Annotated in this window: 25 protein-coding genes and 2 pseudogenes; 12 read left to right on the forward strand and 15 right to left on the reverse strand. The window is 71.8% G+C overall.

The window, feature by feature from the left end:
• Nucleotides 1-92: 92 nt before the first annotated feature.
• Nucleotides 93-245, reverse strand: a pseudogene (locus SSNG_RS43295) (MFS transporter); the annotation flags it as partial.
• Nucleotides 206-931 (reverse strand): VOC family protein, encoded by a 726-nt coding sequence (locus SSNG_RS43300; protein WP_347232435.1) that lies wholly within the window; start codon nucleotides 929-931, stop codon nucleotides 206-208. The gene SSNG_RS43300 and the pseudogene SSNG_RS43295, both read right to left, overlap by 40 nt.
• A 29-nt stretch (nucleotides 932-960) precedes the next feature.
• Between SSNG_RS43300 and SSNG_RS00445 the strand changes: the two genes are divergently transcribed.
• Nucleotides 961-1,848 (forward strand): sigma-70 family RNA polymerase sigma factor, encoded by an 888-nt coding sequence (locus tag SSNG_RS00445; protein ID WP_007261798.1) that lies wholly within the window; start codon nucleotides 961-963, stop codon nucleotides 1,846-1,848.
• Nucleotides 1,849-2,143: 295 nt separating this feature from the next.
• Here SSNG_RS00445 and SSNG_RS43305 read toward each other — a convergent pair whose 3' ends face one another.
• Nucleotides 2,144-2,398, reverse strand: a complete 255-nt coding sequence (locus SSNG_RS43305) for a TetR family transcriptional regulator C-terminal domain-containing protein (protein ID WP_050779492.1) — start codon at nucleotides 2,396-2,398, stop codon at nucleotides 2,144-2,146.
• A gap of 284 nt (nucleotides 2,399-2,682) precedes the next feature.
• Here SSNG_RS43305 and SSNG_RS45160 point away from each other — a divergent pair, with 284 nt between their 5' ends.
• Nucleotides 2,683-2,868, forward strand: a complete 186-nt coding sequence (locus SSNG_RS45160; RefSeq protein ID WP_128637311.1) for a carboxylesterase family protein — start codon at nucleotides 2,683-2,685, stop codon at nucleotides 2,866-2,868.
• Nucleotides 2,869-3,201: 333 nt separating this feature from the next.
• Here SSNG_RS45160 and SSNG_RS00455 read toward each other — a convergent pair whose 3' ends face one another.
• Nucleotides 3,202-4,443: an aminotransferase class I/II-fold pyridoxal phosphate-dependent enzyme gene (locus SSNG_RS00455; RefSeq protein WP_007261800.1), complete on the reverse strand. Its 1,242-nt coding sequence runs from the start codon at nucleotides 4,441-4,443 to the stop codon at nucleotides 3,202-3,204.
• Nucleotides 4,444-4,506: 63 nt separating this feature from the next.
• On the opposite strand from SSNG_RS00455, the gene SSNG_RS00460 reads away from it, so the two are divergent.
• Nucleotides 4,507-5,961: a PLP-dependent aminotransferase family protein gene (locus SSNG_RS00460; RefSeq protein ID WP_042800324.1), complete on the forward strand. Its 1,455-nt coding sequence runs from the start codon at nucleotides 4,507-4,509 to the stop codon at nucleotides 5,959-5,961.
• A gap of 150 nt (nucleotides 5,962-6,111) precedes the next feature.
• The gene (locus tag SSNG_RS00465; protein ID WP_042800325.1) at nucleotides 6,112-6,711 is read left to right on the forward strand and encodes a hypothetical protein; all 600 of its coding nucleotides are present in this window, start codon (nucleotides 6,112-6,114) and stop codon (nucleotides 6,709-6,711) included.
• Nucleotides 6,712-6,799: 88 nt separating this feature from the next.
• On the opposite strand, the gene SSNG_RS00470 is transcribed toward SSNG_RS00465, so the two are convergent.
• From SSNG_RS00470 to SSNG_RS00485, 4 genes are all read right to left on the reverse strand, one after another.
• The gene (locus tag SSNG_RS00470) at nucleotides 6,800-7,444 is read right to left on the reverse strand and encodes an OmpA family protein (protein ID WP_007261803.1); all 645 of its coding nucleotides are present in this window, start codon (nucleotides 7,442-7,444) and stop codon (nucleotides 6,800-6,802) included.
• Nucleotides 7,441-7,827, reverse strand: coding sequence for a hypothetical protein (locus tag SSNG_RS00475; protein WP_050779494.1), 387 nt, complete (start codon nucleotides 7,825-7,827; stop codon nucleotides 7,441-7,443). The genes SSNG_RS00470 and SSNG_RS00475 overlap by 4 nt, the downstream gene beginning before the upstream one ends.
• A gap of 336 nt (nucleotides 7,828-8,163) precedes the next feature.
• Nucleotides 8,164-9,012 (reverse strand): alpha/beta hydrolase, encoded by an 849-nt coding sequence (locus tag SSNG_RS00480; protein WP_007261805.1) that lies wholly within the window; start codon nucleotides 9,010-9,012, stop codon nucleotides 8,164-8,166.
• Entirely contained in the window at nucleotides 9,009-9,464 is a 456-nt protein-coding gene (locus SSNG_RS00485) for a MarR family transcriptional regulator (RefSeq protein WP_241694953.1), read from the reverse strand. Before SSNG_RS00485 ends, SSNG_RS00480 begins: the two co-directional genes overlap by 4 nt.
• Nucleotides 9,465-9,717: 253 nt before the next feature.
• Between SSNG_RS00485 and SSNG_RS00490 the strand changes: the two genes are divergently transcribed.
• Both SSNG_RS00490 and SSNG_RS00495 read left to right on the forward strand, forming a co-directional pair.
• Complete coding sequence (locus tag SSNG_RS00490; protein WP_007261807.1) at nucleotides 9,718-11,358, forward strand: ABC transporter substrate-binding protein; 1,641 nt, start codon at nucleotides 9,718-9,720, stop codon at nucleotides 11,356-11,358.
• A gap of 248 nt (nucleotides 11,359-11,606) precedes the next feature.
• Nucleotides 11,607-12,353, forward strand: a complete 747-nt coding sequence (locus SSNG_RS00495; RefSeq protein ID WP_007261808.1) for a hypothetical protein — start codon at nucleotides 11,607-11,609, stop codon at nucleotides 12,351-12,353.
• A gap of 159 nt (nucleotides 12,354-12,512) precedes the next feature.
• Here the strand turns inward: SSNG_RS00495 and SSNG_RS00500 are convergent, their stop codons facing one another.
• The gene (locus SSNG_RS00500) at nucleotides 12,513-13,592 is read right to left on the reverse strand and encodes an acetylhydrolase (protein ID WP_007261809.1); all 1,080 of its coding nucleotides are present in this window, start codon (nucleotides 13,590-13,592) and stop codon (nucleotides 12,513-12,515) included.
• An 84-nt stretch (nucleotides 13,593-13,676) separates the two neighbouring features.
• Here SSNG_RS00500 and SSNG_RS00505 point away from each other — a divergent pair, with 84 nt between their 5' ends.
• A complete protein-coding gene (locus SSNG_RS00505; protein ID WP_042800328.1) occupies nucleotides 13,677-14,675 on the forward strand; it encodes a winged helix-turn-helix domain-containing protein in 999 nt (332 codons plus the stop codon).
• A gap of 81 nt (nucleotides 14,676-14,756) precedes the next feature.
• Here SSNG_RS00505 and SSNG_RS00510 read toward each other — a convergent pair whose 3' ends face one another.
• The 4 genes from SSNG_RS00510 to SSNG_RS00525 all read right to left on the reverse strand — a co-directional run bounded on the left by SSNG_RS00510 (nucleotide 14,757) and on the right by SSNG_RS00525 (nucleotide 19,386).
• Nucleotides 14,757-15,188, reverse strand: coding sequence for a hypothetical protein (locus SSNG_RS00510; protein WP_050779814.1), 432 nt, complete (start codon nucleotides 15,186-15,188; stop codon nucleotides 14,757-14,759).
• A gap of 177 nt (nucleotides 15,189-15,365) precedes the next feature.
• A complete protein-coding gene (locus SSNG_RS00515) occupies nucleotides 15,366-15,929 on the reverse strand; it encodes a dihydrofolate reductase family protein (RefSeq protein WP_042800330.1) in 564 nt (187 codons plus the stop codon).
• Between the two features lie 61 nt (nucleotides 15,930-15,990).
• Complete coding sequence (locus SSNG_RS00520; protein WP_007261813.1) at nucleotides 15,991-18,051, reverse strand: AAA family ATPase; 2,061 nt, start codon at nucleotides 18,049-18,051, stop codon at nucleotides 15,991-15,993.
• Between the two features lie 183 nt (nucleotides 18,052-18,234).
• The gene (locus tag SSNG_RS00525; RefSeq protein ID WP_007261814.1) at nucleotides 18,235-19,386 is read right to left on the reverse strand and encodes an SMI1/KNR4 family protein; all 1,152 of its coding nucleotides are present in this window, start codon (nucleotides 19,384-19,386) and stop codon (nucleotides 18,235-18,237) included.
• 292 nt (nucleotides 19,387-19,678) lie between these two features.
• Here SSNG_RS00525 and SSNG_RS41020 point away from each other — a divergent pair, with 292 nt between their 5' ends.
• Nucleotides 19,679-20,209, forward strand: coding sequence for an AMP-binding protein (locus SSNG_RS41020; protein WP_007261815.1), 531 nt, complete (start codon nucleotides 19,679-19,681; stop codon nucleotides 20,207-20,209).
• Nucleotides 20,210-20,283: 74 nt separating this feature from the next.
• Complete coding sequence (locus SSNG_RS00535; protein WP_042800333.1) at nucleotides 20,284-20,940, forward strand: RlpA-like double-psi beta-barrel domain-containing protein; 657 nt, start codon at nucleotides 20,284-20,286, stop codon at nucleotides 20,938-20,940.
• Nucleotides 20,941-21,002: 62 nt separating this feature from the next.
• Here the strand turns inward: SSNG_RS00535 and SSNG_RS00540 are convergent, their stop codons facing one another.
• The gene (locus tag SSNG_RS00540; RefSeq protein WP_042802630.1) at nucleotides 21,003-22,724 is read right to left on the reverse strand and encodes a PP2C family protein-serine/threonine phosphatase; all 1,722 of its coding nucleotides are present in this window, start codon (nucleotides 22,722-22,724) and stop codon (nucleotides 21,003-21,005) included.
• A gap of 367 nt (nucleotides 22,725-23,091) precedes the next feature.
• Here SSNG_RS00540 and SSNG_RS00545 point away from each other — a divergent pair, with 367 nt between their 5' ends.
• Both SSNG_RS00545 and SSNG_RS43310 read left to right on the forward strand, forming a co-directional pair.
• Nucleotides 23,092-24,162: a hypothetical protein gene (locus SSNG_RS00545; protein ID WP_007261818.1), complete on the forward strand. Its 1,071-nt coding sequence runs from the start codon at nucleotides 23,092-23,094 to the stop codon at nucleotides 24,160-24,162.
• Between the two features lie 187 nt (nucleotides 24,163-24,349).
• The gene (locus SSNG_RS43310; protein ID WP_241694954.1) at nucleotides 24,350-25,240 is read left to right on the forward strand and encodes a hypothetical protein; all 891 of its coding nucleotides are present in this window, start codon (nucleotides 24,350-24,352) and stop codon (nucleotides 25,238-25,240) included.
• Between the two features lie 200 nt (nucleotides 25,241-25,440).
• Here the strand turns inward: SSNG_RS43310 and SSNG_RS00560 are convergent, their stop codons facing one another.
• Complete coding sequence (locus SSNG_RS00560; RefSeq protein WP_042800335.1) at nucleotides 25,441-25,944, reverse strand: hypothetical protein; 504 nt, start codon at nucleotides 25,942-25,944, stop codon at nucleotides 25,441-25,443.
• A gap of 118 nt (nucleotides 25,945-26,062) precedes the next feature.
• Here SSNG_RS00560 and SSNG_RS41595 point away from each other — a divergent pair.
• A pseudogene (locus SSNG_RS41595) lies at nucleotides 26,063-26,896 on the forward strand (pyroglutamyl peptidase); the annotation flags it as partial.

Here is a 26,896-nt window from a genome sequence, read left to right on the forward strand (position 1 = left end):
GGGGGGAGCCAGCGGCCCGAGGTCGGTTCGGTCGCGTGACGCTGAGGAGGTGTTCCATCCGGGTGCCGGAGCCGGCGCAGTCGGCCAGTCGGCGGCACCCGCTCGACGAGGACGGCCGCCGGCACGGGGTTGACGAAGCCGGCGCCGAACCCACCGACCGCGAAGACGGCCGGTACCGCTCCCAGCGGGGCATCGGAAGCGAGGATCAGGAACCTCGGTGTCCCGGCCAGGGGGAACCCGGTGAGGGCCCGTGCCGGGCGACCCAGGCGTGGCCTCGCCCTGGCCGGCCGAACTGCGCGGACCGCGCGGGGGCAGCACAGGCCGCCGCCGCGTTCGACTGCGGTGACCTCGATCGCCCGCGTGGCAACCGGGACGAGCGCCGCAGGGCCCCGGCCGGTGTGGCAGGGCCTGCCAGGGTGCCCTGCCACACCGGTCCGGTCCATGGCCGGTCAGGTGTCGTCACGGCCTGCGCGGGGGCGCTGGCGCAGGGAGATACGGTTCCCGTCCGGGTCCGCCGTCTCGATGCGGACGCCGAATCCATAGTCACGGGCTCCGGCTCGTCGAACGTCACACCGCGGTCGCGGAGCAACGTGAAGTCCGCGCGCAGGTCGTCCGACTCGAGGATGACCGGGCCGGGCGTCGCACCCGGCTCGGCCGGCTGGCCGGCCGCCGGGGCGTGCGCCCACAGCAGGAGCTCGACGGGGCTGCCGGGGACGCCCACGGTGAGGAAACGTCCTCCCGGGTTCGGGAAGTCGATGCGCTTTTGCAGGCCGAGCTGCTCGGTGTAGAACCGCAGCGCACGGTCCTGGTCGGTGACGTACAGCGTCACGTACATGACATTGGTCAGCATGGGGTGGCCCCTGTGTCTGTCGGGCTGCGTTGCCGCAGAGAAATCGGTTACCCGAGCCCGTTCGGGCCCGTCATCCCCCATGACGGAACGGATCCGAGGAAGGTAACAACATGCCCGACACCAGCGTCCCGGCCCCGGTGACCGAGGTCTTCGAGTCCCAGCGCGACCGGCTGCGCGCAGTCGCCCACCGCATGCTGGGCTCGCACGCTGACGCCGAGGACGTCGTCCAGGAGGCGTGGCTGCGGCTCTCCCGCCAGGACACGGCAGCCATCGACAACCTCGCCGGCTGGCTGACCACGGTCGTCTGCCGGATAGGTCTCGATCTCCTGCGATCCCGCCAGGCCCGTCCCATGGCGTCCGTCGCGTCCCATCAGGACCGTCTGCCCGAGCTCGTGGTCCGGCTCCACGACAGCCCCGCGCCGGAGGAGGACGCCGTGCTCGCCGACTCGGTCGGGCTCGCGCTCCTCGTCGTCCTCGATTCGCTGAGGCCCACCGAGCGGCTGGCGTTCGTCCTGCACGACCTGTTTTCCGTCCCCTTCGACGAGATCGGCACGATCCTCGGCAAGTCCACCGCCGCCGCCAAGATGCTGGCCAGCCGTGCCCGCCGGAAGGTACGGGCGTCCGAGCGGCCGACGGGGCCCGAGAGGGAGCGGCGAGAGGTGGTGCAGGCCTTCCTGAGGGCGGCCCGCGACGGCGAATTCGAGGCATTGCTTCGGGTACTGGACCCGGAGGTGAAACTGACCGTGGACAGCCCCGAGGGGCAGGTCGTCGTCCTCGGCGCCACCCAAGTCGCCGCCGGCGCGAAGCTGGCCGCCGGCGCGGCCACGCCGGCACGGGCGGTGCTCGTCAACGGCTCCCCCGGCGTCATCTCCTGGAACGAGGACGGCTCCCCGCGCTCACTCCTCGCCTTCACCGTCACCAACGGCCAGATCACACACATCACAGCCGTCACCGACCCGGCCAAGCTCGCGCTCGTGAACCTTCCGGACCCCGCGTGAGCCAGGGAGGACGTCGGGGCGTGCCGGGTGCGGCGGGTGGGTGACCCAGCACCGGTACGGCGGGCTCTGCGGACCGAACCCGGCCCTACGTTGAGCCTGTGCCCCTCTGCCACCGCCCACTTCCTGGACAGGGCAGGCCCCCGGACCACATCCACGTCAGTCGACGGTGATCACGGCGACGAAGCCGCGGCACTGATGGCCAGAGCGCCGCCCGGGGACAGAAGCGGACACCACCGTCACACGGCTCGTCCTGCCCGGGGAAGACCGATCTCAGCGGCCCCGCCCTCGGCCGCACTCACGCTCCGGCAGCTTCGAAGAGCCGGTCCAGGTAGCTCTCCACGGCTTCGAGTGCGGCGGAGGGGGTGACCGCATCGAGTTCCAGCAGTGTGGTGAAGCCGGTGAGGGCGAGGAGGAGGTTCGTCTCCAGCACCGGGTCGCGGTCCGGCCCGATGTGCCCGTCGGTGATCGCCTGCCGCACCACCTGCTCGACCATCCCGCGGCCCTGGAGGAGTCCGTCGCGGGCCCGGGCATGGAGTTCCTCGTCGTGCACAGCGCTTCCAGTACGTAGGCGGCGCTCATCCGGCTCTGGGCACGCGCCTCGGCATGCAGGGGCAGTAGTTCGGCCAGCATCACCCGAAGCACCTGTCGCGGGTGGGGGGGCTGAGGCAGTTCTGCCAGCGCCTGGCCGACCCGGAGCGCGGTCTGTTCGCCGGCGAAGTCCATGGCGAAGGACAGCATGGCCGCCCGGGAGCGGAAGTAGTGCTGGAGCCGGCCGAGCGAGATGCCGGCTTCCCGGGCCACGTCACGCCCACCGAAGGGACCGTCCGCGGATTCGTGGACCGCACGACCTCGGTCTTCCGCGGCATTCCCTACGCCCGGCCGCCAGTCGGGGCACTCCGCTTCGCCGCTCCCGTTACGCCCGAGCGCTGGGAGGGCGTACGCGCGGCATGCGAGTTCGGCCCCGCCGTCCCGCAGTCCGGTCCCCGGCCCGCCGACCCCTCGTCCCGGGGGACCGACTGACTCACGCTGAACGTCTGCACCCCGGATCCCGGCCGGGCCGGCCTGCCGGTGACTGCTCTGGCTCCACGGCGGCGGGTACATCTCCGGGACCTCCGGCGACCCGCTGTACGACCCGGTCGCTCTGGCCCAGGCAGGGCTGGTCGTCGTGAGCGGCGCGCCGCGCGCTGAGCCGCGTCCTCTCAGGGCAGAGCACGACGCGGTCGGGGGCGGACATCCGGAAGGATGGGTGCCGCTGCGCATCCAGCGGATTCGAGCACCCCCAACTCGTCGCCCCCGGCTGGCCGGCCGGGCACGGGCGCTGCGGCGCTTACGCGCCGGACGCGGCGTCGGGGCCTACAGGGCCTTGGTCAGGGCCTGGTCGAGGTCCGTCCACAGGTCCTCGACGTGCTCGATTCCGACCGAGACCCGGACCGTGCCCGGTCCGATGCCGGCTGCCGCGAGGGCGTCGGTGCCGAGCTGGCGGTGGGAGGTGGAGGCCGGGTGCATGACGAGGGTCTTCACATCGCCGAGCGAGGCACTCAGCGAGGCCAGTCGGACCGCTTCGACGAAGGTCCGGCCGGCTTCGCGGCCGCCTGCGAGGTCGAAGGAGACGACCCCGCCACCGCCCCGCGGCAGCAACCGCGCCGCCACTTCGTGGTCGGGGTGCCCCGCGAGGGCGGGGTGCCGGACGGCGGCGACGGCGGGGTGCGCGGCGAGCCTGGCGGCGAGCTCGGCGGCGTTGGAACACTGCCGCTCGATGCGCAGCGGCAGCGTCTGCAGACCGCGCAGGGTGAGCCAGGCGGCGAACGGGTCGGTGGTGGCGCCCTGTTCGACCGCGTGGTGGCGGACGGCGCGGTAGGTCTGCTCGTCCCTGAAGACGGCGATGCCGCCGAGAACGTCGGCGTGACCGGCGAGGTACTTGGTCGCCGAGTGCACGACGATGTCGGCGCCGTACTCGATCGGACGGCACAGCAGTGGCGAGGCGAAGGTGTTGTCGACGGCCGTCGGGACTCCGGCCTCGCGGGCGACGCCGATCAGGGCGGGCAGGTCGGCAACCCGCGTGGTGGGGTTGGCGATGGTCTCGAGGTAGAGCAGCCGGGTCTCCGGGCGCAGCGCGGCCCGCACCTCGTCGGGGTCGGTGCCGGAGACGTACGTGACCGTCACGCCCCAGCGGGCGGTGAGGTCCGCGAGGAGGGCGTACGTGCCGCCGTAGAGGCACCGCTGGGCGACCACGTGGGCGCCTCCGGCGAGCAGGGCGAGCAGGACGCCGCTGATGGCGCCCATCCCGGAGGCGTAGGAGAGCGCGGCGGCCCCTCCCTCCAGGCGGGCGACGGCGGTCTCCAGGGTGCGGACGGTGGGGTTGCCCAGTCGGCTGTAGACGAAGGTGTCGGTCGAGTCGAATGCCTCGGCCATGGCGTCGGCGGTGTCGAAGGCGAAGACGTGCCCCTGGTGGAGGGGGACACCGAGCGGCCTGCTGCCGCGGATCTCGGTCTGCGGGGAGTGGACGGCGAGGGTCTCCGGGTGCGGTGTCGCGGCGGACGGGCGCGGCTCGGCGGAGGGGTGGAGGGCGGCGGAGGGGTGCGTGTCGGTGCTCATGACTCCACTCTGAGTACCGGGGACTTGCGGTGACAGGACCAATCCCGGCAGATTGGTCTTCCGATGGAGCCAATTGCGCTGGACGACCTCGTCGCCCGGCTCGGCCGCTGGTCGGCCGGCCGGGGACCCTTGTACCTCCTCCTGGCCACGCGGATACGGCAGTTGGCGGACGACGGGCTGCTGCCGCCGGGTACGCCGCTGCCGCCGGACCGTCGGCTCACCGTCGCGCTCGCGGTCGGGCGTACGACCGTCGTGTCGGCGTACGAGACGCTGCGGCAGGAAGGGCGTCTGATACGCCGCCAGGGCAGCGGAACCCGGGTGGCACCGGCGGTCCTTGCGCCGGCGGAGCCGCGGGTGACGGTGACGTCCAACCCGCTGTTCCTGCATCTCCTCGATCCCGCGGGTCGGGACGGGGTGATCCTCCTGAGCTGTGCCGCGCCCGTCGGTCCGCCGCCCGCTGTCGCCGAGGCGTACGGAAGGCTCGTCCTCCCCGCCGACGACCTGGGCTACCACCCGGCAGGCCTGCCCCTGCTGCGCGAGGCGGTCGCGCGGCGCTACGGGCGGCGGGGCGTGCCGACGTCCGCTGCGCAGGTCCTGGTCACCACCGGCGCCCAGCAGGCCATCGCGCTGCTCACCCGGCTGCTGCTCGCGCCCGGCGACGGGGTGCTCGTGGAAGCGCCGACCTATCCCGGTGCGCTGGACCTGTTCCGTGAGGCGGCGGCAGTGCCGTACCCGGTGCGGATGGGGCCGGACGGCCTCGACGTGGCGGAGGCGGTCAAGGTGATGGAGCGTCACCGTCCCGCCATGGCCTATGTGATGCAGCGCTTCCAGAACCCGACCGGCGCGGTGCTGCCGCCTCTGCAGGGGCGGCGCCTGGTGGAGGCGGCGCAGGCGTACGGGGTGCCGCTGGTGGACGACGAAGTCCTCAGCGACCTGGGCTTCGGCGACGTCCCGGAGCAGCCGCCGCTGTCCTCCTGCGGTTCCGAGGTGATCGCCGTGGGCTCGCTCAGCAAGGCGGTGTGGGGCGGCCTGCGGATCGGCTGGGTCCGCGGGCCGGCCCCGCTGGTGGCCCGGCTCGCCCGACTGAAGGCGATCCACGACCTGGGCAGCGACGTTCCGGCGCAGCTGGCCGCGGTCCGGCTGCTGGAGGACTTCACGCCGCTGCTGCAGCGCCGGGTGCGGGAGCTGCGGGCCGGCCACGACCGGCTGCGGGCCGAGCTCGCCCGCCGGCTGCCCTCCTGGAGCTGTCCGCCGGCCGAGGGAGGCCAGACGCTGTGGGTGCGGCTCCCGTACGGCGACGGGGTCGCCTTCGCGCAGGTCGCGTTGCGCCACGGGGTGGCGGTGCTGCCCGGCTCGACGATGGATGCCCTCGGCGGCAGCACCCGCATGCTGCGCCTGCACTTCCTGCTCCCGCCGGACATGCTCTCGGAGGCGGTGCGCAGACTCGCGGGGGCGTGGGCCGAGTACGCTCCGCGGCCCGAGGCCCGGACCGCGGCCCTGAACGCGATCACCGTCTAGAGCGGATCGGGGCCGCTCCGCAGGCGCGCAGACATGGGCGCGGGCGGTTTCCGGAGTGGTGCCGTACTTCTTGGTCCAGGTGTACGGAGGGCGGCACCGCGCGTTTCATGGGGTGCCGCTCGACGAACCGATGCCCCTAGACTTGCGCGAATGGGGGCTGACATCGATGGCGTGATCGAGACTCGCGAAACCGGCGGTGTCTGGGAGACCGAGATCGATCTCCTGACCTTCGGCTTGACACGGGAGCGTTACGCCTGGGAGTGCCTCTTCGGGAACGGTGGAGGGCTGGGCGTGCAGCGGCCGCTGTTCGATGGCCGGGGCCTGCCGGACGACCTCTCGGAGGTGGCGAGGGAGTCGATCGGGGACTGGGAGCACAGCCATACGTATGCCACGTGGGCCGAGATCTCGGCGGTCGACTGGGACGCGCCGCTGTGCGATGTTCCCGCCTACTCCGTTGTGGGCGAGTGGAGACCCGGCCCGGCCGGCGGTCTCGTGTTTCATGACTGGCTCTGGCTCCCGGCCGCGGTGCTCGACGCGGCGGAGGAACTCTTCGGCGAAGACCTGATGCCGCCCGAGTGGCCGCCGGGCGGCGAGGTGGCGCTGCACGGTGCGGTGTACCGTCCCGTGGTCTTCACCGCCCGGATGCTGGCTCCTCCGGACGGGAACTGGGCGCCCGTCTGGGCGGCCATGGCGGAACAGGCAGCCGTTTACGGTGACGACAACGTACGACTGGTCGTCTGGTTCGGCTGATCACCCGAGCAGCGGCGCACAGCACGTACCCGTCCGCAGCGCTACGCCGAGGGCCGGACGCACCCCTCTACTCGTACACCACCGGACCCTACCTCTGAGGCCCGCGCCCGAACGAGATCTCCACCCGTCGGTTCTTCTTCCGTCCCTCCTCCGTGGAGTTGTCCGCGATGGGGTCGTCCTCGCTCTTGCCGACCACCTCGTAGGCGATCCCCGATGCACTCAGCTGCGCGGCGAGCGCCTTGTGTACGGCTTCGGCGCGCTGCGTGGAGAGGGTCTTGCCGTGGGCGTAGGTCCCCAGGTTGTCGGTGAAGCCGCAGACCATGACCTTCCGCGGGCTGTTCTGCCTGATCTCCTGGGCGACCTCGGCGATGCGGGCGCCGGCGGCGCCGCTCAGTTCCGCGCTGTCCTTGGCGAAGAGGACCTCGGACTGGAGGGTCAGCTTGACGTCGTCGCTCGATTCCTCGCGTCCCGAGTCGCCGGACAGGTCTCCGGAGACCGAAAGGATGTCGACCACCACGGGAGGGGCCAGCTGTGCGCCCTTTTCCAGCTCCAGGACCTTGGCGCGCGGATCGACCGGCACCGGCGGCGGCTCGGGCGGGGAGCTGGGCGAGGGCTCGGCACGAGCCGCGGGGGCGTCGTACAGACCGAGGGCGGTCGTCAGGCATACGGCGGCGGTCAGCGCGCAGGCCGCGAGCCGGGCGGCAGCGGTGCGTGCCGTCGTCCCCGGCCTCACCGCGCGACCGCGATCTTGACAGGCACCGTGTCGAAGGTCGGCATGGCGAAATCGACCTCCGTGGTGCCCTCCGGCGGCGCCGGGAACTGGACGAAGACCGGGGCCCTGTCACCGGGCTGGAAGACCGGGTGGAACTGGGTGCACAGGCAGTGGCCCTGAGTGTCCCGCAGCGGGTAGTAGCGCTTCTTGCCCTTGAGGTCCGCAAGGGAGGCACCCGACGAGGAGTAGCCGTTCTTCAGTGACAGATCGTTGCCGCCGGTCCAGTGGTCGGTGTTCAGCGCCTGCTTGCCGTCGTTGCGCATCTCGCCGCGGACGGTCACCACACCGCCCTCGTACCGCTGCACGGAGTGGATGGTGAGCACCGCGCCGTTCGCGCCCTTCATCTCCAGAGCCTCGCCCTTGGGGTCCGCGGCGGCGGTCTTTTCGGTGGTCGGCTTTTCGGCGGCCGGCTTCTTTCCGCCTGGCGCGGCACCCGCGTCGCCGCCCCCGCACCCGCTGAGCGTAAGCGTTACGACCGCAACGAGGCCTGTGGCAGCCACCTTCGCCCCGACGTGCGAAACGCTACGCCAACGTCGGAACCACAGACCGGTACGACCTTGTATCTCGTGCATCGTTCTTCCCCCTCGCTGATCGTCGACCGCAATCATTGCACAGTCGCGTATGCACATTCCGTGGACCGCTGACATGAAACGTAGATGTGAACCTCCGTACGAGCCAGCTCAGTTCCGGCCAGTCGTGGACACGAGGAAGGATTCGACCGCGAGGTTGAAGAGCCGCGTGCTCTCGAGGTTGACCATGTGGGCCGTGGAGGCGAACCGTCGACTCCTGGCACCGGGAACGGTTCGGGCGATGGCCTGAGCGTTTGACGAGATGTCACTGCTGTCGAGTTCTCCGTCGAGAACCAGGGTGGGTACCGCGATGGAGGCCAGCCGGTCCGCTGCGCCGATTTCTCTCGGTAGCCCCGCCCCGAGCCCGCCGGCGTGCCGCCCGACGTTGGCGGACGCCGACCCGCGCAACCTCTCGCGCAGTGCGCGGCTGACCTGGGACGGTTCGCGGTACGGGCCGTCCACCCACATCCGCAGGAAGTGCTCCACGAACCGCTGCGCTCCGTCCGGGTCGCCCATCGCGGCCAACTGCTGTGCGGTGTGGTGGGCGACGTACGGGTCGGCGAAGGGCCGTCCGCTCACCCCGGGCGATGCGAGGACCAGTCCCGACACGACCTCCGGATGCGCTATTGCCGTATCGATGGCGGTCCGCGCCCCCAGGGAGAGCCCCACGAGCGTGGCGCACGGGACGTCGATGCGGGTGAGCAGAGCATGTAAGTCGTCATGGTGGGCGTAGTCCCCGGCCACGGTGGAGGAACGCCCGTGGCCGCGGGCGTCATAGCGGATGACGCGGTAGCCCAGGCCCGCGAGCCAGGAGAACTGCTCGTCCCACATGTTCAGGTCGAGCATGCCTCCGTGGAGCAGTACGACGGGGGGTCCTTCGCCGGCCGACTCACAAAAGAGCTCGCCGGCCTCGACGGGTACGGTGGCGGCCGTGACCACGTGTGTCCGCGCCTGCGTCATCGTGGGTCATCTCCTCGGTCCGTGGCGTGCGGTGGGAAATCCTGTGCAAGGTCCTGGAACTCCTCGCCGAGGCGGCGGAGCACCCGCAGAGCCGTCGTGACGTCACCGGTGGTGAGGTCGGACAGCCTGCGTCGCAGCTCGGTTTCCTCGGCTTCCTGAATGCCCCTGATGGTGGCTTCCCCTTCCGAGGTGAGCTGGATCAGGCGCGAGCGCCGGTGCTCCGGGTTCGGGGCGCTCTCAGCCAGCCCGAGGGCCATGGCATCGTTCACCAGACGCTGGACGGGCTGCCGGTCCAGGCCCAGCAGGCGTGCCAGTTGAGGAACCGTTCGGGGGCCACCCCTGCGCAGTTCGTCCATCACCGCATGCTGACCGGCGGTCATCCCCGTGCCCATCAGCTCCCGCTCCACGGCACGCACGACTGTGCGGTGCAGCGGCCACAGGCTGCGGATCACTTCGTACAGCAGAGGCCCCAACGGGGGCTCACCCTTCGCGGGCCCATCGACACTCATGATGTCATCATGACACCTTAGGTGTCTACATGGCCAGGTTGGGCGGCAGAGCGTGCGCCGGGCCCAGCCGGTGCCGCAGCCCGCTGTCCGATGCCTCAGCTCCCGCGAGGGAGCCGCAAACAGCCCAGCCGAGGTGTGGAATCTTTCGCCGGGTGACATCGATGCCTGGACAGTGTCGGGGAGCAGGAGGTGTTCCATGTCCGGAGCCGGCCGGGCCAAGTGTGCCGCAGGGGTCGTAGCCGTCGCACTCGCCGCGACCGCGTGCGGAGGCGGGAGCGGCGGGAGCGGCGGGAGCGGCGACAGCGGTGGCTCCGAGATCGTGCGTGCGTCGTGGGGGGACGCGCAGAGTCCCCTGGAGCCGGGCAACACCAATGAGGCCGAGGGCGGGAAGGTACTGGGCATGATCTTCCGGGGCCTGAAGCAGTACGACGCGAAGACCGGTGCGGCCGAGAACCTGCTTGCCGAGAAGATCGAGACGGCGGACAGCCGCAACTTCACCATCACCGTGAAGGACGGCTGGAAGTTCAGCAATGGTGAGCCCGTGACCTCGCGCTCTTTTGTCGACGCCTGGAACTACGCGGCCGATGTCCGCAACCACCAGAAGAACGGGGCCTACTTCTCGGACGTCGTCGGGTACGACGATGTCCACCCTGCCACCGGCGAGCCCAGGGCCAAGACCATGTCCGGCCTCGTCGTCAAGGACGACAGGACCTTCACGGTCGCCCTCAAGGAGAAGTACGGAACCTGGCCGCAGACCCTCGGCTACCAGACCTTCCTCCCCCTGCCCAGGGCGTTCTTCACCGACCATGCCGCCTGGCTCGCCAAGCCCGTCGGCAACGGCCCGTACACGGTGGACTCGTACACCAAGGGCACCGGCATGAAGCTGCGCACGTGGCGGGGCTACCCCGGCGAGGACAAGGCACGAAACGGCGGTGTGGACCTCAAGGTCTACACCGACAGCAACACCGCCTACACGGACCTGATCTCCGGCAACCTCGACCTCGTCGACGACATTCCGGGGCAGCAGCTGAAGAACGTGCGAAGCGACCTCGGCGACCGCTACATCAACCAGCCGGCACTGCGCAACCAGGCACTCGCGTTCCCCCTGTACGACCCCCAATGGGGCAAGGAGGGCATGGAGAAGGTCCGCCGGGGCATCTCCATGGCCATCAACCGCGACGAGATCACCCAGCAGATCTTCCACGGGACCCGCACCCCCGCCAAGGACTGGACCTCTCCGGCCCTCGGCGCACAAGGGGGCTTCTCCAAGGATGTGTGCGGGCAAGCGTGCACGTACGCACCGGCCGAGGCCAAACGCCTCATCGAGGAAGGGGGTGGCCTGCCCGGGGGCAGGATGACGCTGACCTCGAACGTGGACGCCGGCTCGCACCGGGAATGGATGGACGCCGTCTGCAACAGCATCAACAGCGCACTCGGCCAAGGCACCGTCTGCACCGTCAACCCGGTCGGCACCTTCGCCGACTTCCGGGACCAGATCACCGAGCGCCGGCTCCACGGCCCCTTCCGCTCTGGCTGGCAGGGCGATTACCCGTACATCCAGGACTTCCTTCAGCCCCTCTACGCCACCGGTGCCCCCGCCAACGACACCGCGTTCGGCGACCCGCGCTTCGACAGCCTCGTCGACCAGGCCCACGCGGAGGCCGACATCACCCGGGCGACCCGCCTGTTCATGGACGCCGAGAAGGTCCTCGCCGAGCAGATGCCGGCCATCCCGCTCTGGTACCAGAACGGCAGCGCGGGCTTCTCCGCGCGCCTGTCAAACGTGGCCCTCAACCAGTTCGGTGCACCCGTATACGACCAGATCGAGATCGGCTGACGAAGACCGGACGGGACAGGGGCCAGTTGCCGGGCGCCGGCCGCGCCGCCCGATGGAGCGTGTGCTGATCGGTCGGGCGGCCCTCGGGAAAGGCCTTCAGCCGGTTGGGAGGCGACTGGAGCTGCGAGTGCCCGGGTACCGCTGTACGGTCGAAAGGGGAGTCCGTCCGGCGGGTTCGGCACTCCATCTTCGCTCCGGTTCCGACCGGCCGCCGCAGTCCGCTCTGACTGGCACTGGAGGAAGACACGATGACCCGGCACCCCCGCTTCGCACTGGTCGTACCTTTCGCGGCCGCCGCATGCGTCCTGGCACCGGCCATGGCCGCACCGCAGGCCGCCGCTTTCGGAAGATTCGGCTCCGAGGCTTTGGCCGCTGTACCCACCGCAGCCTGCGCCCTGGTCAAGGGGGAGGCCGGTCCGGACCAGAAGCCCACGTACGACCTCAAGCTCTCCGGGTTCGACAGGGGAGCACGCGTAACGATCTCCGGGAGCGGCACGAGCCAGGACGTCAGGGTGGCCTCCAACGGCAAGTACGTCGACGAGAACGTCAAGTACGGCACCTACACGGTCAAGGTGCGGAACAGCAACTCGCCGCCGCTCACGTGCAGCAAGGTCGCCGAGGAACCTGCGGTGCCGGCCAAGACCGTGGACGTGACGTCCGCGACCGCGAAGTACGAGGCGCCAAAGCAGGGTGACGTCGGCTGCGTCATCGTCAGCCCGGGCATCGTGCCGGCGTTCATCGGGACGATCACCACGGCAGGGCCCGGCACCGTCAAGTACCGGTGGGTCCGCAGTGACGGCTTCGTCTCGGGCGTCATGACGCTCACTTTCGCCCAGGCCGGCACACAGAACGTTCCCCGGATGAGCTGGGACGGCGTCCTCCTCAGCCACTCGCCGGACAAGTTCACCGGCTGGGCGCAGATCACGATCGTCGGCGACGACACGAAGTCGAACCGCGCCGAAGTCAGCCTCACCTGCGTGGAGCCGAAGAACTAGCCAGTGGACCTTCCGGCTCCGTCCCGGTCGGCCGCCCAGGCCGACGCGGAGGGCGACCTGGACCGGTTGGCAGCGAGCGCGCCCACGTCTCCCGGCGCGACAGGCGACCGGCGTCCTGAGGGCTGGAGCAGGGCGCCCGTCGCCGCCTCGTCAGTCCCGTCACCCCAGATGACGGGCGAAGAAGGCTCCCACCCGGCGCCGTACCGCTGTGAGCGTCACCACAGGGTCGCCGGGGCCGACGAGCGCGGTCCGTGCGGTGGCCGTCACGAGACCGGAGCTCTGGAGCCGGGGAACGAGCGAGCCGTAGTCGGTGAAAGCCCAGTGGTTCGCATCGGGAAGCAGCACGCGACGGCCGGGAAGCCCCGCCCAGGACGAATCGATCCGGGCGGCGCCGTCGAATCCGTCGGTGCGGAACAGCAGCAGCGGCTGATCAAGCCCGCCGGCCGGCGTCGGGTACAGGTCGAGATAGCCCTCCATGTTCGCCACCGCGCCGACCCGGCGGTCGTCACGGGCCCCGTACACCGCCGCCGTGCCGCCTGCGGAGTGCCCGTACAACCCGATCCGGCGGGAGTCCGTGAACCGGGCGAGCGGGAGGTCGCCGAGCTTGTCCAGGACCAGCAGGAGGTCCGCGATCCGGGTGTCCACCATCGTGCGGAAGGTTGCCGGGTCCGGCGGCCCGGACAGGACGGTCTTCCGCAGCCCGGTCGGCAGCTCCACCTGGGAGGCATCACCGGGGTGGTCGACGAGGACGACCACTCGACCGTGGCTCGCCAGGTCCTCCGCGAGGGTTGTGCCGAGCGTGCGGGAGTCGCCACCCCCGGGTGAGTACACCAGCACCGGCCGTCGCCCGGGCAGCGGTGGCGCGCCCACGTGCCCGTGGGTGAGGACCGCGCCCCAGTCCACCGTTCCCGGCTGTGGCAGTCCGGGATGGACGTGGGGCGCGAGGTCGGCGAACTCCCCGGCTTCGACCGGGGTGAGCTGGAGGGCCCGGCCGAAGCCGTGTACCGATCGGGCCGGGTACAGGACGGTCAGCATCAACTCCCGTACACCGCCGATCCAGGGATCGGTCCGGGACGGGTCCGTCAGATGGACCGTCTGCACGCCCACGGGGTACGGCCCGGCGGGTGGGGGCAGCCGGGGGACGGAGCCGCCATCGGACGCGGACGCGGCGGCCCTGGGCAGCAGAGCGGCGGCACTTCCGAATAGGGTGCCCTTCAGAAGGGTGCGTCGAGAAGTCATACGAGCATCCTTGAGGCGGGGCCCGGACGACGCGAAGGTTCAGGCCCTGGCCGAAAGGCCGGCCCAGGACGAGGAGCTGTGCGGGTGCTGCGAGTCCACTTCACCGCGGAGGACTTCGCCCGTATCCGCTTCGCGCCCCGCCCGGCGCCGCTCCAGGAGCTGCACGCCGCCTTGACGACAGCCGTGATCCGGCGTGGCGGGCCGCCGCTGTTCGCGCCGTGGCGCGGCCGCGTCCTGCGCTCCCTCCCAGCCGCCGCTGGTCCGCTCGCCGATCTGGTCCCGGCAGGCCGCCCGCCCTCCTTCCTCGACGTCGTCGGCGACACCGTGGCCGACGGCTTTGAACGGATCCGGGCCACCAACCCGAGTCTCGTCCGCGTCGAGCTGGAGCGGGTCCACGGGGCGGTGTCCGCCCCTCGCTGGATCCGCGGCCTGTACGCAGGCGACGAGACCGCCTGGCACACCCTGCGCCGAGCCCAGCAGGCCGCGTTCGAGACGGTCCTGGCCCCGGTCTGGTCCGTCGTGCAGGATCTGCACCGTCAGGAGTTCACCCGCTACGCCCTGACGGTCGCCGAGCACGGCGTGGCCGCCGCCTTGACCGGCCTGGCTCCGGGCAGCCTGCTCCACGGGGGCCTGTGGAAATGGCCTGGCGCCGCGCCGGACCGCGACGTCTGCCTCGACGGGCGCGGCCTGGTCCTGGTGCCCACCTTCCACCACCCGCAGGGCCCGCTTCTCCACGACACCCCGGGCCGTCCCGCGGTCCTCACGTACCCGGCCGGTGCCGGCCCCCCGCCCAGCGCGGAGGGTCCGGTCGTCTCTGCCGAGGCCCTGGGCGCCCTCCTGGGCCGCACCCGGCTGGAAGCCCTGGTCCTCCTCGCCACACCTCACACCACCACGTCCCTGGCGCGCGCCCTCCACGTCAGCAATGCGACGGCTTCGTCCCATGCGGCCGCGCTGAGATCGGCGGGCATGGCGACGACGACCCGCACAGGCCGCTCGGTCACCCACCAGCGCACGGCCCTCGGCACGCTGGTTGCGGGCGATCGCCCCGCTGTCCGGCCGCTGCCTGATCGCCGCGCTGATTAGCCTGCACGCCGTCACCCGCACCACTCCGGACGGCAGCGGAGCGGGTCCACCCCGCGATCGGCTCATCCGTCGGAGCACGGATCAGCCGGCTCCCGGACTGACGCGGTTGATCTGGGCGAGGACGTCTTGAAGTCGGCGGACGGCATCTTCCGCCTGCGTGTATTGCTCCGGGCTCGCGAGAACGGTGCCGAAGGTGCCGCCACGGTCAGCGGGCAGGGCACGCCAGTGCAGGACCGGTTCGAGCGCATTCAGAGCACCGGAGAGGAACCAGGCCATGCGGCCATGCGTGCGGGCGAGGGCCACCGCCATGACGGCGAGCGTTTCCCGCAGGTGTTCGAGCCGTTTGATCTGCGGCAACGCCTCTTGGACGTCCGGCGGACCGACGACGTCTCGCAGGCCGGCCTCGGCCTCGCGAGCGAGCGCGCAGTCGCCCGACGAGACTTCCCACACCTGGCCCTGGATTTGGTGTTCGGCTTCCTCGGCCAGCACTGCGATGCTCCTCCGCATGTCCATGCGGAGCACTCTAATGAACGGTCACACCGCTCTCCGACACCGCCCCGTTCGACGCCCTGGATGTGGAGAACAGCGGGTCTGTGCGGGTCTGTGCACGGAAGTTCTTCGTGGCCGAACACAACGAACAGCTCTACGAACGGGAATTCGCCCTCTGCGGGCACTGGTCCCCGTGAGCGCTCAGCGCCTGGTCTCGTACCTGGTCAGGATCACGCCGCAGGGAAGCGTCCGGGTCTGCACCAGGGTCAGGTTCACCCAGTTGTCCAGCGCGGTGAAGAACGGTGTGCCGCCGCCCACCAGGACCGGCGCCGTGGCCAGCACGTACTCGTCGATCAGCCCGGCGCGCATGGCCGTCCCGGCGAGTGTCGCGCCGGCGATGTCCATCGGGCCGCCGTCCTCGCCCTTGAGCCGGGCGATTTCGGTGACCGCGTCGCCGGTGACCAGGCGGGTGTTCCAGTCGACTTCGTCGACCGTCGAGGAGAACACCACCTTGGGCATGTCCTGCCATCGGCGCGCGAACTCGATCTCCGCCGGGGTCGCGCTGGGCTGCTGGTCGGCGGTCGGCCAGTACGAGCTCATCGTCTCCCACAGCTTGCGGCCGTACAGCGACAGGTCGGTCGCCAGCAACTGGTCGGACCAGAACTGGAACAGCTCGTCGCTCGGCACGCTCCAGCCGATGTCGTCGCCGGGCGCGGCGATGTAGCCGTCCAGGGTCACGTTCATGCCGTAGATCAGTTTCCGCATGGTGCCAGCCTTCCGTGTGCCGGGCTCACTGGTGCGGACCGACGCGGCGTGGCTCAGGTGGTCACCGGGCAGCGGCAGTGGGCCTCGGGTCCCCGGGCTGCTGGGCGGTGACGGTGCAGAGGCGCTTGGTGGCCCGGGTCAGGGCCACGTACAGGTCCCTCTCCCCGCCCGGGCGGGCCCCGGTGATCTCCTCCGGGTGCATGACGACGACCCCGTCGAATTCCAGGCCGCGTGCTTCGGACGCCGGCACGATGCGGGCGTGGTCGCCGATGCCCCGGGCCGCCAGCTCGCCCACCCTCGTGTCCGCGCAGACCACTCCGAGGAGCTCTCCCGGGTGGGCGGTGCTCTGGGCGCGGATTTCCTGGAGGACGGTGGTGACCAGCCTGTCGGGAGGCGCGGCCAGGGTGCGGGGGCTCTCGCCGGTGCGCAGCGACCGTGTGGGCTGCTGGTCCGGGGCGATCCGGGTGAGCAGGTCCCGGACGCTTGCCAGGATCTCCTGGGTGGTGCGGTAGCTGACGGTCAGGTGGTGCAGCCGGAACCGCTGTCCGACGTGGGGGCCGAGTGCTTCCTTCCAGTCGCGTGCCGTCGCGACCGGGCCCGCCTGGGCGAAGTCGCCCACCAGCGTCATCGCCCGTGCCGGGCAGCGGCGGACGATCATCCGCCATTGCATGGCTGTGAGCTCCTGTGCCTCGTCGACGACGACGTGCCCGTACGTCCGCTCGGGTGGGCCTTCGACCAGGCCGGCCGCTTCGTCCAGTAGCGGCACATCGGCATCGGTCCACGGGTCGTCCGGGCGGCGCAGCAGGAGGGACCGCTCGTGGGCGGTGAGGCGGGGCAGGTGCTCGGCGAGGGCTTCTGGGTCCGTCAGGAGCGCCTTCACGAGGTCGCCGGGCACCAGTCTCGGCCACAGCGCCTCCACCGCCCGGTCGAGGCCGGCGTCGTCGAGGAGGTCGGCTCGGACGGCGTCCAGGTCCAGTTCGTGGGCCGGGGCCGGGTCGGCGGCGCCTTCGGCGCGGCGCTGGTGGGCTCCCGTGAAGCGGTCGAGGTCCATGCCCGTCATCAGGGCGGCGTCGGCGTCGATCCGCTCCAGGATGTCGCCCATGTCCCGTCGCATCGCGTCGGCGACGGCGTCGACCAGGAACTCCGTGAACACCTGGCGTGCGGGATTGTGCCCCGGTACGGCCGCCAGGGCGGCGTCGCGTGCCGCGGCGACCTCCTCGCCGGACAGGTGGACCAGTTGCCGTCCGACCCGGACGGTGAAGTCGCCGGCGGGGGCCTGGTGAACGCGCAGCAGGCCGGCCAGGGCGTCGGCGAGGTCGGAGCCGCCCTTGACGCGCGCCGTCTCGAACGGGTCCGCCACCGTGTCCGCGGGTACTCCGGCCAATTCCCGGCAGGTCGCCAGGACGACGTCGTTCTCGCCGAGGGAGGGGAGGACCTGGGAGATGTAGTCGAGGAACCGGGAGTTCGGGCCCACCACCAGGACCCCCTCCTCGGCGGCGCGCGGGAACGCGTACAGGACGTACGCCGCCCGGTGCAGGGCGACCACCGTCTTGCCCGTGCCGGGGCCGCCCTGCACCACGGTCACCCCGCGGTGGGCGGAGCGGACGATCTCGTCCTGCTCGGCCTGCAGCGTCGCGACGGCGGCGTGCATCCTGCCCGTACGCCGTGCCGACAGGGCCTCGGTCAACGGGCCGTCGCCCACGACGTCCTCGCCGGTGGGGGTGGTCCCGTCGAGCAGTTCGTCGCTCACGGAGACGACCGTGCGCTCCTCAAGGCGCAGGTGCCGGCGACGGCGCAGGGCCATCGGGTGGACGGGCGTGGCCTCGTAGAAGGGCCGCGCGGCGTTCGCGCGCCAGTCGACGAGCAGCGGCAGGTCGTCCTCCTCCGTGTGGAGTCCGATCCGCCCGATGTGCAGGGCCGTGCCGTCGGTGCGGTCGATCCGGCCGAAGACCAGGCCCTTTTCGGCGCTCTCCAGCCGGCCGATTTCCTTGGCCAGGCGCTCGGCGGCGTTTTCCCGCTCGTATGCCTCCCCGGCGTTGTCCGCCGGGGTCTTCAGGACACTCGCCCGGTTTGCGCGGGCCTCGGAAAGCCGCTCGGTGAGCACCTTGTACAAGGAGGACACGTATTCCCGCTCCGATGCAACTTCCCGTGCGGCGGCGTCATTTGTGTGCAACAACAGGTGGGCTCCTTCGATTCGGGCCACACCTTACGATCAATGCATCCTGAAGGTAAGTCTTGACTTACTTCGCGAAATCATGCCCTCACGGCTGAATGCCGCACCATGGCATTTCGGCCGGCGCCGGGGTCAGCCTTGGTCTTGGGCGTATTGAGCCGCGTGCCAGCTGGAGTCGATGGCGGGGTTGCGCAGGGTCCCCCAGAAGCGGTCGTCGGGGATCGGTGGCAGTGGCGGATTGCCCAGGTCCGCGTGCAGATCCGTACGCCAGTCGACGGTGAGGTGGCCGCGGATGCTCGTGCTCTCGCACACGGACCTGTAGGGCGAGCCCCAGATCCCGTGCACCATCTTCTCCGCGGCCCACCTGCGGTGATCGTCCCGGCGGGTGTTCGCCCGCACGATGACCGAGCGCAGGCGCAGGGCCAGCGGGTCGGCCTGGTCCGGGCGGGGCGGGGCTTCGCCCCGGTCGAGTGCGTCCAGGACCGTCCTGACCTCCGGGTACTTGTTCAGGCCCGTTTCCACGGCCACTCTGCGCAGCTGCTTCCGCGCGGCCTGGGCCACCTGCTCACGCGGCAGGACCGCGAGCAGCGCACCGAGTTCGTCAAGCCCGTCGAGGAAGCCGACGTGGAGGACGTCGGTGGGGCTGCAGGACAGGTCCAGTTCCGGCAGCTCCTCGTCCGGTCGGGGAAGGCGGTCGTCGGCGCTGCCCCAGTCCGGTTCGAGAGACCTTGCCCACTCCCAGTACAGCCGGCCGTTGAAGGTGACGGCACCGCCGTCCCGGCCGTGTTCGAGCCGGTCGGCCAGCTCTGCCAGATACGCGCCCAGCGAGGCGGCCCGGCCGAAGTCGGTGCCGGTCTCGTCGAAGAAGCGTCCGATCGCACCGTAGGAGTCCTGCCCGCGGCGGCAGTCGATCGTGAGGCCGTCGCTCGTCACCCCGTAGGAACCGAACTTCAGGTAGGCGTCGATCCAGTAGTACTCGGCCTCCTCCTCGTCCAGGTCCGCGGCGATGTCGCGCATCCACCGGGTGTCCCTGACGATCTCGCTCACCGAGAGCAGCCGGTCGTCCGTGCTGAACCGGAAGGCCTCCGCGCCGTCCATCGCCCCGTTGTGCCGGAGCAGTGACGCGACCAGATCGGCAGGGAAGGTGACGCCCAGTTCCTCCTCCGCGGCGGCTATCTCCTCCTGTCCCGCGGGCGGGCCGAGCGTGGCGAAGGTGCGGGGCGCGTTGTGGCGCAGCCACTCGTCGATGCGGTCCCACGAATCCAGGACCAGGTTCTCTGTCATGAGGTGAGCCTAGGGGCGGGCACCGACAGTTTGACCGCCGGCCGCGCGGCCCAGGCGGTCGCGCCCCACAGCAGGCCCCAGACCAGGCCCGTCTCAGGGGTACCGAGTCCGGGTGACGTGCCGGCCGCCATCGCCGGGCGGCGTGTACCGCTGCCATCGCGTTCATGCGCCCGGCACCTGGCTCGGGTCAGGAGAACTCGTCATGGATTCACGATCTCGCTTCCAACCGTGTCGGGTCTTCGTGCCTGAGAGCGATCGGCCTCCCCCGCCCGGGAGAGTCCGACCGGCTGGGATGACGAGCAGTACCCTGGCCGCGCTGGCCCACCAGGACGTGCCTTTCGAGGCTGTGGTCGAGGCAGTCGACCCGGTGCGTTCCGCCGCCTGGCACCCGCTGTTCCAGACCGTGCTCGTCTTCGCGGACGTGGGCGGTGAACTCCCGCCCGGTCCGGCGGATCTCGACGGTCGGCCTGATCAGCGACCGGGAACTGCAGCGGCTGGGCGAGGGGAACGACGCGGCGGTGCCGCTGCCCACGGTCTCGCTCGCCGCCCAGATCGAGCAGCGCGCGGCCGAGGCCCCCGACAGTCTGGCCCTCACCGACGGCCGTACGCGGCTGACGTACGCCCGGACGACGAGCGCGCCAGCCGGCTCGCCCGGCTGCTGGTGGACCGGGGCGCCGGGCCCGAGGTCCGGGTCGCGGTGTCGCTGCCGCGCCCGGTGGACCTCGTGCTCGCCTATGTGGCCATCCTCAAGGCGGGTGCGTCGGGTCGGCCGCCGGACGTTAGCGGCGTGTTAGCGGCATTCGTGATCCTGGGTCAGCCGTGACCGCCGGCCGAATCCGGTGGTCCGGCTTCCCGCGGACCCGCCCCGGAACGCGCAATTCAGAGATAGAGAGAGCGATGAAAGCAAGAATCGCCACGGCTGCCGTCGCAGTTGCCGTCCTCGCCGCCGGTTCCGGCGCCCTGATCACCGTCGCCACCGCCTCCGCTTCGGAGACCGCCGACGCCACCGTCTCCGCCCAGGGCGCCACGATCGCCGCCAAGCCGGACGCCACCATCGCCGCCGAGCCTGCCGTCACGGTGGCGGCCCAGCCGGCCGCCACCGTCCTCGCTCCGCAGGCGGGCGGGACGACGGCGCCGCCTCCCAAGCCCGGCAAGACGACCGCTCCGTCGGGCACCCCTCAGCCGGGCAGGACCACCACGCCCCCGAAGCCGGGCAAGTCGACGACGGCGTCTCCGCAGCCGGGCAAGCCGGGCGCGGCCTACAAGGGTTCGGCGACCTTCTACTCGCCCGGCCTGGGGGCGTGCGGCAAGGTGATCAAGGACAGCGACCACGCCGTCGCGCTCGATTCCGCCACGTTCGGGGCCGGTTTTCCGTCGAGCAACTGCGGACGGAAGGTCGTCATCACGTACAAGGGGAAGTCCATCACGGCGACGGTCCTCGACGAGGCGCGGGGCGCGGGCAGGTACGGTCTCGACCTGACCCCCGGCGCGTTCAGGGTCCTCGCCCCGCTCGACAAGGGCAAGATCGACGTCACCTGGCGCTTCGCCGACTGACGTCCGCTCCCCGCCCTGAAGGGCGGGCGTTCCTGCCTGGTGGCCTCGGTGCCGGGCGCGGGTCAGAGCGCTTCGACCACCACCAGGCAGGTGTCGTCCTCCAGCCGGTCGCCCGCGTACCGGGCGACCACGGCGTCGAGGGTCTGGCGGGCGTCGCCGCCGGCGCAGTCCGCGAGGTGTCGGCGCAGGGAGTCGATGCCCGTCTCGATGTCCTCGCCGCGCCGCTCGACCAGGCCGTCGGTGTAGAGCAGCAGGAGGTCGCCCGGTTCCAGTGGTACCTCGGCCGTCGCGTACGCCTCGCCCGCCAGCAGTCCCAGGAGCGGCCCCCGGTGCCGGGTGTCCAGTGCGGTGGCCGTGCCGTCGTGCAGGAGGAGCGGCGCCGGGTGTCCGGCGCAGGCCCACACCAGTCGGCGGTCGGCGCCGAGGTGGCCGATGACCGTGGTGGCCGTCTCGGCCGAGGCGTCGGCGCACACGAGTTCGTTGAGCCAGGTGGTCAGCTGCCCGGCGTCGCTGCCCGGGGTGTGGGCCAGGCCGGCCAGGGCGTGCCGCTGCTGCGCCATGCGCGCGACCGCGTCGAGCCCGTGGCCGCAGGCGTCCCCGATGGCCAGGAGGATGCGTCCGTCGGGCAGTGCGCGGCACTTGTACCAGTCACCGCCGACCGCGGCGTCCTCCTCTACCGGCAGGTACGCGGCCGCCACGGCGAATCCGAGCCGGGCGATCTCCGAGGAGTGCGTCGGGAGCAGCGCCTCGCGCAGCGCGGCGGCGACCCGGTGTTCGGCGGCGGCCTCTTCGCGGAGCCGCTCGGTCTGCCGGCGGGTGGCCGCGAGCCGTTGTCTGCCACGGATGACGGGGGTGAGGTCGCGTGCGATGAGGTGCAGGGCCCACGCCAGGCCGTCCGTGGAGATGACGGGCCGGCCGATGACGTGGAGCGTCCGGACGTCGCCGTACACGCTGAACCGGATCTCGGAGCCCGGGGGCTCTTCGCCGTCGAACAGGGCCCGCAGCAGCCGCCCCCAGCGCGGTACGTCCTCCAGCAGCACCGCGTCGCACAGGTCCAGCAGGCCCATGGGCCGGCCGGGAGTCGTCCTGAAGATCGTGCTCAGGCCTTCGGACCAGGTGGTCTCGCCGGAGAGGAGGTCGAAGTGGGCCCAGCCCATGGAGGCGATGTACTGGGCCTCCAGCGACATCAGTTCGGCCGGGTTGTGGGCGGGGCGCCAGGTCGCGACCACCTGGCCGGCGCAGGAGGCGGCGTCGTAGAGGAGTTTGGTGCGGTGCAGGCCGTCCGGCCGGCGCTCGGTGTAGTCCACGGGGAAGTTCCGCAGCGCACGGCCGGTGTGCAGGACCTCCTTGAGGGCGTCCAGGAGCCCGCTGCCGTCCGCACCGGGCCGCACCTCGCGGAGCCGCTTGCCGACGTGCCGGTCGGGGGCGTCGAGCCATTCGACGGACCGGATGTGGTTGCCGGCCCGGATGACGAAGTCCTCGGTCGTCCCGTCGTCGTCGGTGACCGGTGCCAGGAGCGCCGCCGAGACGGGGATGGCGGGGAGGGTGGCGCAGACGCAGGCCCAGGGGTCGTGGTCCCGGCCACCCTCCGCGCACGAGTGGCTGTGCTGGGCGACGGCCCCGCAGGAGCAGGCGAGGAGGGATTCGGACTCCGCGATCTCGGCCGGGGTGGCGGGACTCGGCCGCGCGCCCGCCGAACGGCCGGCGGCGGCACGCAGGAGGGTCACCTCGCGGGTGATGAGCTGCTTGAGGGTCTCGGGATCCCGGGGAACGGCCGGGCTCATGGTCATCTCCCTCCGCCGTGGGGACGGCACGCATGATCGGCGCCTGCCCCCCGCGCGCCGGTTCACTCTTGACGGGGCGGAGCCGGCAGCTCACCGTATGCGCGCGATGCGCGCGCACCTGCCGTGGTCGCCCCGTACGTCCGGCTCGCGACGGCTCCGGCGCGGCCCCGTGGGGACCGGCGGTCTCACAGCCCGGAGAACCTGGGCACGGGCCGGCCCTCCCGTGAACCCGCGAGGGCAACCCCCGTACGGGGTCCGGTGCCGGGCGACGTGGGTCCGGGGGCGGGGTGAACCGAGACCGAAACGAGTCCGGTACTTTGCCTCAGCGTTCGCTTGTCGTGATCCTGACCAGGCATGATGACGCTTCGTGCTCACGAACATCATCACCGCCGTCGGTCTGGCCGTCCTGCTCTGGGCGATCGTCAACACCACCCGCCTCGCCGTGCGCAACAGGAAAGCCCGGAACTTCGACGCCGCCGCCTACGGTCTGGTCCCCCGCGAGCGGCTGGACTGCCGGCGCTCCGGGCCGCCCGTAGACGAGCCCGCGCTGCGCTTCGCCGTCGAGGCCGCCCTCCGCGGCGAGTGGGAGCCCGCCGCCGGACTGCTCGCGGACACCGCGGAACGCCAGGACTGGGCGGAGCGCTGGCGGGTCGTCGAGGTGTTCGCGGACCTGGCCGTCGAGGACGAGCACTGGCTGCGGATCTGGCGCGCCAAGCGGCCGCAGGACGCGGACCCCGTCGTGGTCCACGCCCACGCCCTGCTGCTCCGCGCCTGGGCGGCGCGCGGCGAGAAGACCATCGACCAGACCTCCGCCCAGCAGGTGGCGCTGTTCAGGGAGCTGCTGCCGACCGCCGTGTACGCGGCCCGGGAGGCGGCCAGGCTGGCACCCCGGGATCCGTCCCCGTGGGTCACGATGGTCGCCGCCGCGCGCGGACTCGGGCTGTCCCACGACGAGTTCCGCGGCCTGTGGAGCGAGGTCACGCGCCGTGCGCCGCTGCACTACGACGCGCACTGGCACGCCCTCCAGTACTGGTGCGCGAAGTGGCACGGCTCCCACCGGCTGATGTTCGACTTCGCCAAGCAGACGGCGGCCTCCGCTCCGGCCGGGAGCCTGCTCTCGGCCGTCTACCTGCACGCCGTGTACGAAGCCACCCTCCAGGACGGCGACGCGGCCTACCGCACCTGGGTCACGAAGGCCGAGCTCGCCCGCGTGGGGGCCGACCTGGAGCGGGCCGGTGCGGAAGACCGCCGGCTGCCCGCGATACGGCACCTGTACGCCGCCGTCCTCGTGAAGACGGGGCGGTACGCGGAGGCCCTGGCACAGTTCCGGCTCATCGGCGGATGGTGCGGGGCCGCGCCCTGGACCGACGCACAGGATGCCGCAGCGGCGTTCGACCACGCACGCGGCCTGGCGGCCCTCCACTCGGGCCGCCCCTGAGGGTGTCCGCGGGCTGCGGCGGTCGTGGGCGCATCCGGCCCCTCAGGCGAGCCGATGGCCGCCCGAGGGCGAGGGGGGTCCCGGCCCTGGGGCCTTGGTGGAGGACGTTGTGGTTTCGGAAGACCAGGTTGCGGACGATGACCGCCGGAGCAGGTGGCCGGAGGCGTGGGCGGGCACGGACTGTGACGTGCGCTCGGTTCTGGCCGCGATCCCGCGGGAGGCGAAGGAGGAGTTCCGGTACGACGAGATCCCTTGGGAGCGGTTCCCCCACTTCTACGGTACGGGCGCCGAAGTGCCCGGTCTCCTCAGGATGCTCGCCTCCGACGACGCCGAGGCCGCCGGGCAGGCGCTGTGGCGGTTGTGGACAACGGTGCACCACCAGGGCAGCACCGTCGAACCGGCGGCACTGGCAGTGCCTTTCCTGCTCAGGATCGCCGCGACGGGACACCCCGGCCTCCGGGCGGACACACTGACCCTGGTCGCGGTGAGCGGACGCTGCCAGCACCTCGGCGACGGTACCCGTGAGGGTCTCCTCCAGGTCGCCGAGGACCCGCTCTTGATCGGCCCTGTGGAGTGCCCGGTGGACTGGACGGTCCAGGCCGCCCGCGATGCCGTCACGAGCGACCTGCACCTGCCGCTCTCGCTGCTCCCCGATCCCGACCCGAAGGTCCGCTCCGCGGCCGCCTTCGTCCTGGCACTGGCGACCGGTGAGGTGCCCCGCGTCCTCTCCGCGCTGCACGGGCGGTTGGTCGTGGAGGACGAGCCGGCGGTCCAGGTCAGTCTGGTCCTCGCGGTCGCCCAGCTTGCCCGCGAGCAGCGGGACGGACCTACGCGCGACTGGGTGCGGGGGCTGTGGTCGGATCCTGGGCGACCACCCCACGTCCGCATCGGCGCCGGCCTCGCCTGGCTGTGCCTGGTCGACTCCCCCGCCCCCGACGAGCTCCGTGCCCTCCTCACCGACCCTCACATCCGCCGGCACGGCGACCTGTTCCAGCAGGTGCCCTGGATCTCGCCGGTCGACTCCGGCGACGGGCTGCGCCGCTGCGTCCAGGACATGCTCATGCCGAGCGTCCCCTGATACCGGGAAGAACGGCCGGGCCGGCGCGGCTACGGCCCAGAGCCCGACGGCGCGCCGGCGGCGCACAGGCGACGGCTGGACCCGCGGGGAGCGGCTCATCGGCGTGGCGGAGGAGGCCGGCGGGGTGGTGGCCAGGCTCCTCGACCGGGAGCGCGGTACGGACGCCGACTCGCCCGAGGCGCCGCCCACTACACCCCGACCTAGGCATCACCGGGCGCCACGCGGGCGTTGTCGACGTACAGGCACAGTGCGCCGTCCTCGGGGCACCGCAGGGCGACCGAGATGCCCCGGACCGCCCCGTCCCGCGCGAAGGCGAGTGCGAGCGCGATCTGGAACACGTCGTGCCCTGCGGGGCAGCGGGGCAGGTCGGACGGTTCGAAGCCCGGGCCCGGTGAGGCGGGCGGCAGCGGGGCCTCGGAGGGGTGGAGGGTCCAGGGGTACGCGGGCGGGTGGACGTCCCCGTCCGTGATGCCTACCGGTATGCAGCAACCCACGCAGAAGCACTCGCCCTTGGCGACCTCGAACTCGTCCGCTCCGGCACCGCAGAGCGCGCACTCGGCGACCCGGGCCTCGACGCGTCCGCCCGGCTCCGCGAGGGCGGCGCCGCGCACCATCCGCAGCATGTCCTCGGGCCCCGTGGAGTCCTGCCCCGCTGTCCCGTCCGTCCCGTCCGTTCCGTACGTCCACACCGCCTCGTGTTCCATGGGGTGGATCCTCGCACGCGACCCGGGGGTAGACCGTCCGTCCGCCGGGGCGAGCGCCCCAGCGGCTGGCGCAGGAGTGCCTGGTGGGGGTGACGACCCCTATGTAATGTCACATCGCATGATGCTCCTACGTCGTGCGGCGTCGGCCGCCGCCCTCCTCGTCACCGTCCTCCCCGTGACCCTTGCCTCGCCCGCGCACGCGGACGGCTCCGCCCCCTCCTGCCGCGCCCCGGCGTCCGTACCGCTCGACGCCGAACAGGCACGCCTCACGGACCCCCGCACCACCGCCCTGGTCGAGCGGGCCGGGTTCGGCGACTTCGTACGACGCTTCCCCGCCGCCCTGTGCACGACACGCACCGCCGCCGAAGCCGAACGGCTCCTCGACTCCTGGGGCCAGGCCCTGTGGCAGGCCTCCGTCCGGCGCGCCCAGGGACAGCGGCCCGGCGGCGACCTCGCCCCCGGCGACGACCGCCCCCTGTACTGGGCGCGGCTCTCCATGACCGCGGCGCTCGCCCGCTGGCAGCCGGCCTTCGCCGTCGACCGGGCCGCGCTCCGCGTCCGCTTCGAGGACGCCTCCCGCGGCCTCCTCGACAACGCCTTCCGGGCCACGCCCGGCGTACGGCGCGTCTTCGTCAGCGGCTTCGACCCCTTCGGGCTCGACGCGGAGATCCGCCGCGCCAACCCGTCCGGGTCGGCCGCCCTCCAGTTCAACGGACGGCACGTGACCCTTGCCGACGGCAGCCGTGCCGAGATCCGCGCCGTCGTCCTGCCCGTGCGGTACGCCGACTTCGATGCCGGCATCGTCGAGCGGGCGTTCACCCCCCGCCTGGCCGCCGGACCCGCCCCGGCCGACATCATCACCACCGTCAGCCAGGGCTACCCCGGTATCTTCACCCTGGAGGACTGGGCGGGGCGGGCACGGTCCGCCGACCCGTACCCCGACAACGCGCGC

This window comes from Streptomyces sp. C (assembly GCF_000158895.1).
Lineage (GTDB): Bacteria > Actinomycetota > Actinomycetes > Streptomycetales > Streptomycetaceae > Streptomyces > Streptomyces racemochromogenes.

Coding starts and splice junctions, on each gene's coding strand:
- SSNG_RS00490 (WP_007261807.1), top strand. CDS start 9,718: ATGTCCGGAGCCGGCCGGGCCAAGTGTGCCGCAGGGGTCGTAGCCGTC.
- SSNG_RS00480 (WP_007261805.1), bottom strand. CDS start 9,012: ATGACGCAGGCGCGGACACACGTGGTCACGGCCGCCACCGTACCCGTC.
- SSNG_RS00455 (WP_007261800.1), bottom strand. CDS start 4,443: ATGAGCACCGACACGCACCCCTCCGCCGCCCTCCACCCCTCCGCCGAG.
- SSNG_RS00500 (WP_007261809.1), bottom strand. CDS start 13,592: ATGACTTCTCGACGCACCCTTCTGAAGGGCACCCTATTCGGAAGTGCC.
- SSNG_RS00460 (WP_042800324.1), top strand. CDS start 4,507: ATGGAGCCAATTGCGCTGGACGACCTCGTCGCCCGGCTCGGCCGCTGG.
- SSNG_RS00540 (WP_042802630.1), bottom strand. CDS start 22,724: ATGAGCCCGGCCGTTCCCCGGGATCCCGAGACCCTCAAGCAGCTCATC.
- SSNG_RS00535 (WP_042800333.1), top strand. CDS start 20,284: ATGAAAGCAAGAATCGCCACGGCTGCCGTCGCAGTTGCCGTCCTCGCC.
- SSNG_RS00445 (WP_007261798.1), top strand. CDS start 961: ATGCCCGACACCAGCGTCCCGGCCCCGGTGACCGAGGTCTTCGAGTCC.
- SSNG_RS43300 (WP_347232435.1), bottom strand. CDS start 931: ATGGGGGATGACGGGCCCGAACGGGCTCGGGTAACCGATTTCTCTGCG.
- SSNG_RS00510 (WP_050779814.1), bottom strand. CDS start 15,188: ATGGACATGCGGAGGAGCATCGCAGTGCTGGCCGAGGAAGCCGAACAC.
- SSNG_RS00560 (WP_042800335.1), bottom strand. CDS start 25,944: ATGGAACACGAGGCGGTGTGGACGTACGGAACGGACGGGACGGACGGG.
- SSNG_RS00475 (WP_050779494.1), bottom strand. CDS start 7,827: ATGAAGGGCGCGAACGGCGCGGTGCTCACCATCCACTCCGTGCAGCGG.
- SSNG_RS00465 (WP_042800325.1), top strand. CDS start 6,112: ATGGGGGCTGACATCGATGGCGTGATCGAGACTCGCGAAACCGGCGGT.
- SSNG_RS00525 (WP_007261814.1), bottom strand. CDS start 19,386: ATGACAGAGAACCTGGTCCTGGATTCGTGGGACCGCATCGACGAGTGG.
- SSNG_RS41020 (WP_007261815.1), top strand. CDS start 19,679: ATGACGAGCAGTACCCTGGCCGCGCTGGCCCACCAGGACGTGCCTTTC.
- SSNG_RS00495 (WP_007261808.1), top strand. CDS start 11,607: ATGACCCGGCACCCCCGCTTCGCACTGGTCGTACCTTTCGCGGCCGCC.
- SSNG_RS00515 (WP_042800330.1), bottom strand. CDS start 15,929: ATGCGGAAACTGATCTACGGCATGAACGTGACCCTGGACGGCTACATC.